This window comes from Thermocrinis minervae (assembly GCF_900142435.1).
GTDB classification, from domain to species: Bacteria; Aquificota; Aquificia; order Aquificales; family Aquificaceae; genus Thermocrinis_A; species Thermocrinis_A minervae.
In genome coordinates, this window is record NZ_LT670846.1 from 866,715 (window position 1) to 878,286 (window position 11,572).

At 46.1% G+C, this 11,572-nt stretch carries 13 protein-coding genes; 12 read left to right on the top strand and 1 reads right to left on the bottom strand.

Going from position 1 to position 11,572, the window contains the following annotated elements:
- Positions 1 to 15 precede the first annotated feature (15 nt).
- From B5444_RS04755 to B5444_RS04805, 11 genes are read left to right on the top strand one after another with little or no spacing between them, the layout of a single operon-like run.
- Entirely contained in the window at positions 16 to 597 is a 582-nt protein-coding gene (locus tag B5444_RS04755) for a 50S ribosomal protein L25/general stress protein Ctc (RefSeq protein ID WP_079654089.1), read from the top strand.
- Complete coding sequence (pth, locus tag B5444_RS04760; RefSeq protein ID WP_079654090.1) at positions 597 to 1,169, top strand: aminoacyl-tRNA hydrolase; 573 nt, start codon at positions 597 to 599, stop codon at positions 1,167 to 1,169. The genes B5444_RS04755 and pth overlap by 1 nt, the downstream gene beginning before the upstream one ends.
- A 41-nt stretch (positions 1,170 to 1,210) precedes the next feature.
- Positions 1,211 to 2,770 carry a 2-isopropylmalate synthase gene (gene leuA / locus B5444_RS04765; protein ID WP_079654091.1) on the top strand — a complete coding sequence of 520 codons (1,560 nt, stop codon included), beginning with the start codon at positions 1,211 to 1,213 and terminating at the stop codon, positions 2,768 to 2,770.
- 1 nt (position 2,771) lies between these two features.
- Positions 2,772 to 3,611, top strand: coding sequence for a glycine--tRNA ligase subunit alpha (locus tag B5444_RS04770; protein WP_079654092.1), 840 nt, complete (start codon positions 2,772 to 2,774; stop codon positions 3,609 to 3,611).
- A 6-nt stretch (positions 3,612 to 3,617) separates the two neighbouring features.
- Positions 3,618 to 4,988, top strand: a complete 1,371-nt coding sequence (gene hemN, locus B5444_RS04775; RefSeq protein WP_079654093.1) for an oxygen-independent coproporphyrinogen III oxidase — start codon at positions 3,618 to 3,620, stop codon at positions 4,986 to 4,988.
- Entirely contained in the window at positions 4,988 to 5,893 is a 906-nt protein-coding gene (locus B5444_RS04780) for an ABC transporter ATP-binding protein (protein ID WP_079654094.1), read from the top strand. The genes hemN and B5444_RS04780 overlap by 1 nt, the downstream gene beginning before the upstream one ends.
- 4 nt (positions 5,894 to 5,897) lie before the next feature.
- A complete protein-coding gene (locus tag B5444_RS04785; protein WP_231967082.1) occupies positions 5,898 to 7,091 on the top strand; it encodes a hemolysin family protein in 1,194 nt (397 codons plus the stop codon).
- 45 nt (positions 7,092 to 7,136) lie between these two features.
- Positions 7,137 to 7,511: a 50S ribosomal protein L19 gene (rplS, locus tag B5444_RS04790; protein WP_079654096.1), complete on the top strand. Its 375-nt coding sequence runs from the start codon at positions 7,137 to 7,139 to the stop codon at positions 7,509 to 7,511.
- Positions 7,508 to 8,119 carry a ribonuclease HII gene (locus B5444_RS04795; protein WP_079654097.1) on the top strand — a complete coding sequence of 204 codons (612 nt, stop codon included), beginning with the start codon at positions 7,508 to 7,510 and terminating at the stop codon, positions 8,117 to 8,119. Before rplS ends, B5444_RS04795 begins: the two co-directional genes overlap by 4 nt.
- Positions 8,097 to 8,957: a 16S rRNA (cytosine(1402)-N(4))-methyltransferase RsmH gene (gene rsmH / locus B5444_RS04800; protein WP_079654098.1), complete on the top strand. Its 861-nt coding sequence runs from the start codon at positions 8,097 to 8,099 to the stop codon at positions 8,955 to 8,957. The genes B5444_RS04795 and rsmH overlap by 23 nt, the downstream gene beginning before the upstream one ends.
- Entirely contained in the window at positions 8,954 to 9,214 is a 261-nt protein-coding gene (locus B5444_RS04805; RefSeq protein ID WP_079654099.1) for a hypothetical protein, read from the top strand. Before rsmH ends, B5444_RS04805 begins: the two co-directional genes overlap by 4 nt.
- Here B5444_RS04805 and tyrS read toward each other — a convergent pair.
- Positions 9,187 to 10,371 carry a tyrosine--tRNA ligase gene (gene tyrS, locus B5444_RS04810; protein WP_079654100.1) on the bottom strand — a complete coding sequence of 395 codons (1,185 nt, stop codon included), beginning with the start codon at positions 10,369 to 10,371 and terminating at the stop codon, positions 9,187 to 9,189. The genes B5444_RS04805 and tyrS overlap by 28 nt on opposite strands.
- A gap of 101 nt (positions 10,372 to 10,472) precedes the next feature.
- Between tyrS and B5444_RS04815 the strand changes: the two genes are divergently transcribed.
- Positions 10,473 to 11,558 carry a cytochrome-c peroxidase gene (locus B5444_RS04815; protein ID WP_079654101.1) on the top strand — a complete coding sequence of 362 codons (1,086 nt, stop codon included), beginning with the start codon at positions 10,473 to 10,475 and terminating at the stop codon, positions 11,556 to 11,558.
- Positions 11,559 to 11,572 lie beyond the last annotated feature (14 nt).

An 11,572-nucleotide genomic window follows, 5' to 3' on the forward strand; every position in this document is an offset into this window, starting at 1 on the left:
CTCAGGAGGTCAGTTATGAGAAGAGTAAGGGTAAAACTTATGCCGAGAATGCTTGGTAAAAAGAGCGAGCTCAAAAGGATGAGAGCTCAAGGGTATGTACCCGTAGAGATATACGGTAAGGGTGTGGAGAATCTACACGCCTACATGAGCATAAAAGATCTGCTCTCCCTACCTCACGGTGAGACCTTTTTAATAGAAGCCGAGATAGATGGAGAAAAGAGGCTCTGCATCCTGAAGGACATCCAAACAGGTTGGCTCGGTGACGATCCACAGCACGTAGACCTTATGGACCTGTCACATGTAAAAGAGATAGAGGTAGAGGTTCCTCTAGAGTTTGTGGGAACACCGGAAGGTGTGGGTTTAGGTGGTACCTTTGAGGTACTCATGCATACCATAACCTTGAGAGCACCCATAGACAAGCTTCCAGAGAAGATAGTAGTAGATGTATCCGGCATGGGTCTGGGAGCAGTCCTCCACGTCAGGGACATACCCGTGCCAGAAGGATGCGTGGTGATGGACTCTCCAGAAGAGACGGTTGCTGTAGTACTAGAACCTGAGGAGGAGACGACCACCACCGAAGAGACCGCTACTTCTTGATGATAAAGCTTGTAGTAGGTTTGGGAAATCCTGGTAAAGAGTACGAGCGGACAAGACACAACATAGGCTTTATGGTAATAGACGAGCTAGTAAAGTACTGGAGGATAAAGACCTACTCTGTAGAATGCCTTTCACACCTGTACGTAAAGAATTTAGGTGATAGAAGGATACTCCTAGCAAAGCCCCAAACATACATGAACAACTCGGGTCTTGCTGTGGTAAACCTTCTTGAAGAGTATGGTATACATCCATCTGAGATGCTTGTGGTGCACGACGAGCTTGACCTCCCCCTGGGAAGGTTAAAGCTAAAGTTTGGTGGGTCAAGCGCTGGACACCACGGTATAGAATCCATAGTAAAAGAGATAAAGACAGAAGGCTTTTACAGACTGAGGGTAGGTATAGGTAGACCGCAGAACAAGAACAAGGTGGTTCAGTACGTGCTTTCCCCCTTCTACAAAGAAGAAGAACCGCTACTTTACAGAGTACTCGAGAGGGCTAGAGAGTGTGTCATAAGGAGCATAGAGATGTCTCCGGAGGAGTGCATGAACTTCTGCAACGCCCCCTTGACCTGAAGACTGTTGAGAATTATTTTCAATAAGCAGGAGGTCGATGTATGGAAAGGGTATACATCTTTGACACCACCCTTAGGGATGGAGAACAGGCACCCGGCTTTTCTATGACCACAGAGGAAAAGCTCCAAATGGCTCACCAACTAGCAAAACTGGGTGTCGATGTCATAGAAGCAGGATTTGCAGCAGCCTCCAAGGGAGACTTTGAAGCCATAAACTTGATAGCTTCGGAAGTCAAGGGACCAGTTATATGCTCCCTTGCAAGGGCCCTTGAGAAGGACATAGAGATAGCAGCACAAGCACTTGCACCAGCTGAAAGGAAAAGGATACACACCTTCATAGCCACATCTGAGATACATATGAAGTACAAGCTTCGTATGTCCGAAGAGGAAGTGTTGGAGAGGGCGAAAAAGGCTGTGGAGTTTGCAAGAAGGTTCACGGATGACGTAGAGTTCTCCTGCGAGGACGCTACCAGAAGCCAGAGGGAGTTCCTCTACAGAGTCATAGAGACAGCCATAAAGGCTGGCGCCACGGTCATAAACATACCAGACACAGTGGGTTATGCAGTGCCCGAAGAGTTCGGTAAGCTTATAGAGGATATACTCAACAATGTACCCAACGTAGACAAGGCCATAATAAGCGTACACTGTCACGATGACCTTGGGCTTGCCGTAGCCAACTCTCTCACCGCTGTAAAACATGGGGCTAGACAGGTGGAATGTACCATAAATGGTATCGGAGAAAGGGCTGGTAATGCAGCCCTTGAAGAGATCGTCATGGCCATAAAGGTCAGAAAGGACTACTTTAAGGATCTTTACACGGGTGTAAACACCAAAGAACTCTACAAGACTAGCAGACTGCTGTGTAGGATAACGGGCAGCTTCGTACCACCCAACAAGGCTATAGTGGGGGACAATGCCTTCGCCCACGAATCTGGCATACATCAGCACGGAGTCCTATCACACAGGCTCACTTACGAGATAATAAACCCGGAGGATGTAGGCTTTCCATCCACACGTATAGTGTTGGGTAAACACTCAGGTAGGCATGCTTTGAAGGCAAAGCTTAAAGAGATGGGTTATGACTTTACCGAGGAAGACCTAGACAGACTCTTTGAGAAGTTCAAAGCTTTGGCAGACAAAAAGAAGGAAGTTTACGAAGAAGACCTTGAAGCCCTTATATACGAGGAGTTTGTGAAGGTACCAGAGAAAGAGCCCATAAAGATAGTCCACTACCAGGTACAGACGGGTGACAACATGCTCCCAACGGCCACTGTAGTTCTAACCTACAACTCGGAAACAAAAACGGCCACATCCACCGGTAATGGTCCCGTTGATGCTGTTATAAAGGCCATACAAAAGGCCCTTGGCATAGAACCAAAGCTGGTAGACTTCTCTATAAAGGCTTTAACACCCAACACGGACGCACAGGCTGAGGCAAGGCTCGTCATAGAGCTTGACGGCATTAGAGCCTCGGGTAGAGGCATAGATGTAGACATAATAAAGGCCAGCGTCAACGGTTTTATAGATGCTCTAAACAGGGTGCTCATGAGAAAGTATTACATACTCTCCAGGGCAAAAATAAGAGAGGAGGGTACTGTCTGAGATGTACTTTCAGGACATAATAATGAAACTCCATGACTTCTGGGCTAAGCAAGGCTGTGCCGTATGGCAACCCTACGACATAGAAACAGGAGCTGGTACTATGAACCCTGCTACCTTCCTTAAGGTCCTAGGCAAAAATCCATGGAAGGTAGCATACGTAGAACCCTCGCGAAGACCCAAGGACGGAAGGTACGGCGAAAATCCCAACAGACTCCAACACTACTTCCAGTTTCAGGTCATCCTAAAGCCAGCACCCGATGATCCACAGGAGATATACCTTGAGAGCCTTAAAGTCCTTGGCATAGATCCCGCTGAGCACGACATAAGGTTTGTAGAAGATGACTGGGAGTCCCCTACCCTTGGCGCATGGGGACTCGGCTGGGAAGTTTGGCTCGACGGTATGGAGATAACCCAGTTTACCTATTTCCAACAGGCTGGCGGTCTAGACCTTGACGAGATATCGGTAGAGATTACCTACGGGCTTGAGAGGATAGCCATGTACCTACAGGATGTAGACAGCGTCTTTGACATAAAGTGGAACGAGTGGCTCACATACGGAGATGTTTTCAAAAAGGCTGAAAGAGAGTGGAGTATTTACAACTTTGAAAAGTCTGACCCTCAGATGCTCTTTGATCTGTATGAGATGTACGAAAGAGAGACCAAGAGGCTGATAGACGAAAGGCTTGTGCTTCCAGCTTATGATTATCTCCTTAAGTGTTCTCATACCTTTAACTTGCTTGATGCTAGAGGCGTCATCTCTGTACAAGAGAGAGCAAGGTACATAAGGAGGATGAACAACCTAGCAGGGGCCATAGCCAAACTCTACCTGGAGCTATATTAATAACCTATGAAAACTGTATTTAACGAAGAGCTCATAAAGAAGTACGACCGACCCGGCCCAAGGTACACCAGTTACCCACCCGCCACAGAGTTCACACCCGAGGTGGGGCCTGAGGATTACAAAAGGCACCTTCTCAAAAGCAACTTCTCAGGGAGACCCTTATCTCTATACTTTCACATACCCTTCTGTGAAAGCGCTTGCTGGTTCTGTGGATGTAACGTGATAATATCGCACAGAAAAGACGTCTCCAAGAGATACTTAGACTACGTGAAAAGAGAGATGGAGTTACTCAAAGATTACCTTGACACATCAAGACCGGTAGTCCAGCTTCACTGGGGAGGTGGAACACCCAACTTTCTGACAGCCCAGGAGATGGAAGAGTTCTTCTCAAGCATGAGGGAAGTCTTCAGGATAAGCGAGGATGCCGAGATAAGCGTAGAGATAGATCCGAGGTATCTCACGGATGAGCAGCTTGAAACCCTCAGAAGGCTCGGGTTTAACAGAATAAGCATGGGGCTTCAGGACCTTGACCCAGAGGTGCAGAAGGCCATAAACAGGATACAGCCAGAGGAGCTTATGAGGGACATAATGAAGAAGCTAAGGGATCTAGGCTTTGAAAGCATAAACATAGACCTTGTGTACGGCCTTCCCTATCAGACTCCTGAGAAGTTTAAAAAGACCATAGAGAAGACCATAGAGTTGGATCCAGACAGGGTTGCCGTCTTCAACTTCGCCTACGTACCTTGGCTCAAACCCTTGCAGAGGAAGATAGATCCTTCCACCCTGCCACCGCCTAAGGACAAGCTTACCATACTTCAGATGACCATAGATATGTTTCAAGATGCTGGTTATGTGTACATAGGCATGGACCACTTTGCAAAACCAACGGATGAGCTTGCCAGAGCTCAAGAGGATGGCACCCTATGGAGGAACTTCCAGGGTTATACCACCAAGAAGGGAGTAGACCTGATAGGCATAGGGGCCACCTCCATAGGCATGCTCTACGATGGATACTTCCAAAACTACAAGACCATAAGAGAGTACTACCTGGCCATAGATCAGAATAACCTTCCCACTATGCGCGGCTATATCCTCAAGGACGAAGACTACATACGTAGGGAGATCATCATGGATCTAATGTGTAATTTTGTATGTTCCTTCGAAAAGATAGAGAAGATGTTTGGCGTGCCCTTTGAAGAACACTTTGAGAAGGAGCTTCAAGAACTCAAGAGCATGGAAGAAGATGGCCTTCTTAAGATAGAAGACAGGACGATAAGAGTGCTACCCGAAGGGAGGCTTCTCATAAGGAACATAGCTATGGTCTTTGATCAGTACACAAGATCCAAGCAAGAGGAGAGGTTCTCCAGAACCATCTGATGCTAAACATACAGGATGTTCATAAAACCTTTTGGGTAAAGAGCTCCCTCTTTAAGAAAAAGCCTGTGCATGCCCTTAAGGGAGTTTCTCTCAAAGTGGAAAGGGGAGAGATCTTTGCCATCGTGGGTGAGTCTGGATCTGGGAAGAGTACCCTTGGTAAGATAGTCCTTAGGTTGGAAAGACCAGACAAAGGTAAAGTCCTACTTGAGGACAGAGATGTATTTAGTATGGGAAAGGAGTACACAAAGCTAGTATCCGCTGTCTTTCAGGATCCTACCACTTCACTAAACCCACGCTACACCGTATACCAGATAGTGGAAGAGCCTCTCCTGGTACATGGTCAGAAGGATATTCCAAACAGGGTAAAAAGGTCTCTGGAGCTATCCCAAGTTCCCTTAGAGTACCTGGAGAGAAGACCTACCCAGCTTTCAGGTGGCCAGAGGCAAAGGGTAGCCATAAGTAGAGCTATAGTTCTTGAACCAAGACTTATAGTAGCCGACGAACCAACGGCCTCTCTGGATGCAAGCATCAGAAGGGAAATACTCAACCTATTTCTTAAGCTTAAGGAAAGGAACATATCTACCCTCCTTATAACCCATGACGTAAGAGCGGTAGAATACACAGCTGACAGGGTAGGTGTGCTGTACAGAGGTGTGCTTGTAGAGGTGGGAAGCAAGTCTCAAGTATTAAAAAACCCCCTCCATCCCTACACCCAGTATCTTTTGGAGAACGTACCCGTAAAGCATCCAAGGGAGAGAAGACCGAGGTCTTTCCTTGAACCCATGTTAGATGAAACAAGCTCATGCCCTTTCTACAGCCTATGTCCCAAAAGACTAGAGGAATGCAGGTACACCCTTAGGGAGGTTTCAATAGATGGAAGGCTCGTCAAGTGCAATCTATACTGAGACTTTGACCTTCCTTATAGCTACACTCCTTTCTGCATTCTTTTCATCCTCAGAGGTAGTCTTCTTCGGTAGCAACAGGTTTCTAGTCTCGAGGTATTACACGGGCAAACTCTACAAGCTCATAGACTTTCTCCTCTCCAGGCCTAGGGAGATCCTTCTGGTAATCCTAATAGGCAACGAACTCGTAAACGTCTTCATCTCCTCCTACAGCGTTAAGGTTTTTAGTCATATCTTTGGACCAGCAAGCGCCGGCTACTCGGTGATCTTTGCAAGCTTGCTCATATTCATCTTTGGCGAGGTAATACCCAAGAACGCGGTACTCTCCTTCACTAACAGGCTTATAGCCGTGTACTCTATCATCCTCTACCCTTTTTACGTCCTATCTTATCCCATAAGGCTTTTAGCAAGGGGTCCTCTAGAAAACCTTGTGAATAACTTTGGCTTGGAGTCCATAGAAACGAGTAAAAAAGAACATCTCTTTTGGGAGATCTTCGATACTGGCTTCAACGAGAAAGTGTTTGATCAAGAGGATAGAGAGCTAGTTGAAAAAGCTCTAACCCTTAACGACGCTACTGTCAGGGAGGTGATGAAACCTAAGCCAGACGTGTTTATGTTGGACGAGGACATGACTGTTCAAGAAGCGTGGCAGTACATAGTAGAGCAAAGGCATACAAAGATACCCGTATACAGGGAAAGTACGGATACAGTAACGGGGGTTGTACACGTAGAGGACCTTCTCCCTATAGAGGAAAATCTTTCAAAAAGGCTTGGAGAGTTCAAAAGAAAAGTTCTTTTTGTGCCAGAGGTGATGAGCGTAGAGGATCTTCTCAAAGAGTTTGCCCAGAGAGGTGTGCAGATAGCCATAGTGGTAGGCGAGCACGGGGAGGTTACAGGACTCGTGACCATACATGACATCCTGTCCTACGTCATGGAAAGTCTTCCTATAAGTAAGGACATACAAAAGCTTTCTTATAACACCTACAAGGTTATGGGATGGACGGATATAGAAGAGTTTGCTAAGTTCTTCAACATAGAACTGCCCGAGGAGTACGATTATGATACGGTTGCTGGCTTTGTAATGTCTTTGCTTTCTAAAGTTCCGGAGGAGGATGAGGAAGTCGTCTACCAAGACTACAAGATAAAGATAGAAAAGATGGAAGGAAATAGGATAATAAGCCTCCTAGTGGTCAAAGAATAGAGCTTTATGGTATAATAGACTCCCTGACTACAAAGGAGGTCAGCCATGAGTAGCCTTGTTCAGAAGATCCATGAGATGTACACACCTAAGAAGGAATATCCTCCTTTCAAGGTAGGTGACACCATAAGGGTCTACTACAAGATAGTAGAAGGAGACAAAGAGAGGATACAACCCTTTGAAGGAATAGTCATAAGGATAAGGGGTAGTGGTCTTGATAAGACCTTTACCGTGAGGAAGGAGTCTTACTCGGTGGGCATAGAGAGGATATTCCCATACTACAGCCCAAACATAGAAAAGATAGAGGTGGTCAAGATAGGTAAGGTAAGAAGGGCAAGGCTATACTTCCTCAGGAAGTACAGCGGTAAAGAGGCTGCAAGGAAGATTAGAGAGATAAAGCCTTGGGAAGCTAAGAACAAATGACAGAGTATGAGGAAAGGTTCTGGAGAGAGGGCAAGCTTGTAGCCGGTGTCGACGAGGTGGGTAGGGGGCCCATAGCGGGCCCTGTGGTTGCCTGTGCAGTAATACTACCACCATTCACCAAACCCTTCTTAAAAGGGGATTCAAAAAAACTCTCGCCAGAGGAAAGGGAGGAGACCTTCCTCAAGATAAAGGAGATAGCCTTAGCCATAGGGACGGCCGTAGTGGACAGTGTAGTGATAGACAGAACAAACATCCTTAAAGCCACAAAGCTCGCCATGAGGAGAGCCCTTGAGGATTTAAAACATCCTTTTCACGTGGTCATCTCCGATTACGTAAAACTAGAGGGCTACGAGTGTATAGCCTTGGTGAAAGGAGATGAAAGGAGCATAAGCTGCGCATGTGCTAGCGTCGTGGCAAAGGTACTAAGGGACAGGATCATGGAACATTACCATAAGGTCTTTCCCGAGTATGGCTTTGAAAGGCACAAAGGATATCCCACATCCGAACATGTAAAGATGGTAAAACTTCACGGAAAGAGTCCCATCCACAGGAAAAGCTTTATGCCCATCAAGAGAATGCTTTTTGATGCATACACCAGTACTTCTTGAAGAGGCTGTATCTCTTCTTTTAGGGAATGGTGGAAAGGTATACGTAGACTGTACAGTAGGTCTTGGCGGTCACTCTTACGAGATCCTAAAGAGAAACCCAGAGGCTTACCTTATAGGTATAGACAGGGACCCACATGCCCTTGAAATTGCAGATCAGAGGCTAAGTGAGTTTGAGGGTAGGTACTCTCTGTACAAGGCTAACTATTCAGACTTAGACCTCGTGTTGAAAGAGGAAGGTGTTGAAAAGGTTGACGGTTTTCTCTTTGACCTTGGCGTGTCTATGCTGCAGCTTAAAACTCCCAGAGGCTTTTCCTTTCAGAGGGATGAACCCCTGGATATGAGGATGGACCCACAGCAAGAAAAGACGGCATACCATGTGGTTAACAGATATTCAGAAGAGGAGCTATACAGGATAATAAGGGAGTACGGAGAAGAGCCTTACGCTAGAAAGATAGCAAAAGCTATAGTCCTATACAGGTCCAAGAAACCCATAGAGACTACTGGTGAGCTCTCAAAGATAATCCTCTCTGTAGTACCCAAAAGGGGAAAGATACATCCAGCGACCAGAACCTTCCAGGCAATAAGGATAGAAGTAAACCAAGAGCTTCAGTCCTTAAAGATAGCTCTTGAAAAGACCATAAACTTCCTAAACAAACATGGCAGGATAGTGGTCATCTCCTTTCATTCCCTGGAAGACAGGATAGTCAAAAGGTTCTTCCAGGAGCACAAGGATGTATTAAAGGTGTTGACAAAAAAGCCGATTACTCCTACTATGGAGGAGATAAGAAGGAATCCTTCCAGTAGAAGTGCAAAATTAAGAGCGGGGGAGAAGCCATGAAGTATATTGTACTTTCCATATTTCTGTTTGTTGTGAACTTATTGTATTCTACCTACGCCCTACGTACTTCTAATATGTACTCTGAAAAACTTAGAAGATTACAGAAAGAAAGGGATACTCATCTGCTTTTGAGCTCAAGGATAGAGAGTCTAGTAGGATACAAGTCTTTACAAGAATTCGCGAAAGTCCATGGCTTTAAGCCTGTGGATTGGGGGGATGTGAGCTTCCTTCAGGAGACTTCTGGCACTACGCGGTAGAACCTCTTTTTGCCGACCTGGAGCTTTAGCTCCTGGTTTACCTCTATCTCCTCGTTTGGATCTTCCACCTTACGGAAGTTTACCTTAAGACCTCCACCTTCTATCAACCTTCTGGCTGAGTTCTTCGAAGCTTCAATGCCAAGTTCATAGAGAAGCTCATAAGCCTTCTTTCTGTAGCCGTAAGGTACCTTTAAGATGGGTGCCTCTTGAGGAAACTCCCTTTGGGAGAAGGTCCTCTCAAAGAACTCCCTGGCTTTGTCTGCTTCTTGAGGACCATGGAACCTGCTCACTAGGTAATGGGCCAGCCTTTTCTTGGCTTCCATGGGGTGTAGCTTTTTTAGCTCCTCTATCTGATCCCTCGAATAGTCAGTAAGTAAAAGGTAGTACTCCCACATAAGTTCGTCTGATATGGACATTATCTTTCCGAACATGGTGTTTGGGTCTTCGGTTATTCCCACATAATTACCGTAAGACTTGGACATCTTTCTCACACCATCAAGACCTACCAGGAGAGGGAGCGTTATACACACTTGCGGTTCCTGACCGAAGGCCCTCTGAAGGTCTCTTCCTACTAACAGGTTGAACTTCTGGTCTGTCCCTCCAAGCTCTACGTCTGCCTTCAAGAACACAGAATCATAACCCTGTAAGAGGGGGTATATAAACTCATGTATGTATATGGGGTTTCCTTCCCTGAATCTCTTGGAGAAGTCATCCCTTTCTAGCATTCTGGCAACCGTGTATTGAGCACAAAGTCTTATTATTCCTTCTGTTCCTAGGTTGGCCAACCAGGAGCTGTTGAAGACTATGTTCGTTTTCTCAGGATCCAGGATTTTGAAAACTTGGTGTTCGTAGGTTTTAGCATTCTCCAAGACTTGCTCTCTGGAAAGAGGGGGCCTAGTCTCGTTCCTTCCCGTTGGATCTCCTATCATGGCCGTAAAGTCACCTATCACAAAGTAGACTTCATGCCCAAGCTTTTGGAAAATCCTCAGCTTCTGGAGTAAGACCGTATGACCGAGGTGCAAGTCTGGAGCTGTAGGATCAAAGCCTGCTTTCACCCGTAAGGGCCTTCCTTCCTTTAGCTTCTTTAGAAGCTCTTCTTCCTCTATTATCTCAACAGTTCCCTGCTTTATGATTTCCAGCTGTTCTTCTGGACTCATCATAAGGTAAGAATTTTAACAAACTCAAGTGAGGATAATCCTTATCTATTGCAAAAAGTTTTTAATAGTGTGGTATAATTATATTCTAAGGAGGTTAAGACATGAAGAAGAAGGTAGTAGGTGGTCTGCTGGTAGGTCTTATGCTTGGTGGTGCAGTTTACGCCCAAAAATCTGCTGGCAAGGATGATGAACTCCTTGCGACAGCAAGGCAACTCTTTGGAACGCTGCCGGAGGTTGTGGACAACCCTCAAAACCCAGTAACTAAAGAAAAGGTACAGCTTGGTAAGATGCTCTACCATGATCCAAGGCTTTCAAAGAGTGGTCTTATAAGCTGTAACACGTGCCACAACCTTGCAAGCTATGGAGTGGACAACTTGCCTACATCCATAGGGCACAGGTGGTCGATAGGACCAAGGAACGCTCCCACCGTTTACAACTCAGCCTTCAACGTGGTACAGTTCTGGGACGGAAGGGCAAAGGATTTAGAAGAGCAAGCCAAAGGCCCCATACTCAACCCCATAGAGATGGCCCTAGACTCACCTGAAGAAGCTGTCAAGAGGATAAAGTCTATACCTGAGTACGTGGAACTTTTCAAGAAGGCCTTTCCCAACGAAAAGGATCCTGTCACCTATGACAACATAGCCAAGGCCATTGCAGCCTTTGAAAGGACATTACAGACTCCTTCACGCTTTGATGAGTTCCTTAAGGGTAACACGAACGCGCTAAACGAGCAAGAAAAGAGGGGCCTTAAGACCTTCATAGAGGTTGGATGTGCAGGCTGTCACAACGGTCCTGCCGTGGGTGGTAGGATGATGGTAAAGTTCGGAGTCACAGGTCCATACTGGGAGGCTACCAGAAAGTTTGTGACTTTGGACAAACCTACCCAACCTGTTGACGTAGGAAGGTATGCAGTGACCCATAAGGAAGAAGACCTCTACGTCTTTAAAGTACCAACACTCAGAAACGTAGAAAAAACCTATCCTTACTTCCACGACGGTTCTGTATGGTCCCTGGAGGATGCAGTACGCGTCATGGCAAAAACACAGCTTGGTAAGGATCTAACAGACCAACAGGTAAAGGATATAGTGGCTTTCCTCAAAACCCTAACTGGTACACCTCCCAAGCATGCACTAGAGCTTCCAGTGCTTCCATCCTCTACAGCAAAGACACCAAAGCCACAGTTTTAAACATACTAGGGGCC

Excerpts from the sequence above, each read along its gene's own strand:
- B5444_RS04755 (WP_079654089.1), top strand. The coding sequence starts at position 16 with ATGAGAAGAGTAAGGGTAAAACTTATGCCGAGAATGCTTGGTAAAAAG.
- pth (WP_079654090.1), top strand. The coding sequence starts at position 597 with ATGATAAAGCTTGTAGTAGGTTTGGGAAATCCTGGTAAAGAGTACGAG.
- leuA (WP_079654091.1), top strand. The coding sequence starts at position 1,211 with ATGGAAAGGGTATACATCTTTGACACCACCCTTAGGGATGGAGAACAG.
- B5444_RS04770 (WP_079654092.1), top strand. The coding sequence starts at position 2,772 with ATGTACTTTCAGGACATAATAATGAAACTCCATGACTTCTGGGCTAAG.
- hemN (WP_079654093.1), top strand. The coding sequence starts at position 3,618 with ATGAAAACTGTATTTAACGAAGAGCTCATAAAGAAGTACGACCGACCC.
- B5444_RS04780 (WP_079654094.1), top strand. The coding sequence starts at position 4,988 with ATGCTAAACATACAGGATGTTCATAAAACCTTTTGGGTAAAGAGCTCC.
- rplS (WP_079654096.1), top strand. The coding sequence starts at position 7,137 with ATGAGTAGCCTTGTTCAGAAGATCCATGAGATGTACACACCTAAGAAG.
- B5444_RS04795 (WP_079654097.1), top strand. The coding sequence starts at position 7,508 with ATGACAGAGTATGAGGAAAGGTTCTGGAGAGAGGGCAAGCTTGTAGCC.
- rsmH (WP_079654098.1), top strand. The coding sequence starts at position 8,097 with ATGCATACACCAGTACTTCTTGAAGAGGCTGTATCTCTTCTTTTAGGG.
- B5444_RS04805 (WP_079654099.1), top strand. The coding sequence starts at position 8,954 with ATGAAGTATATTGTACTTTCCATATTTCTGTTTGTTGTGAACTTATTG.
- tyrS (WP_079654100.1), bottom strand. The coding sequence starts at position 10,371 with ATGAGTCCAGAAGAACAGCTGGAAATCATAAAGCAGGGAACTGTTGAG.
- B5444_RS04815 (WP_079654101.1), top strand. The coding sequence starts at position 10,473 with ATGAAGAAGAAGGTAGTAGGTGGTCTGCTGGTAGGTCTTATGCTTGGT.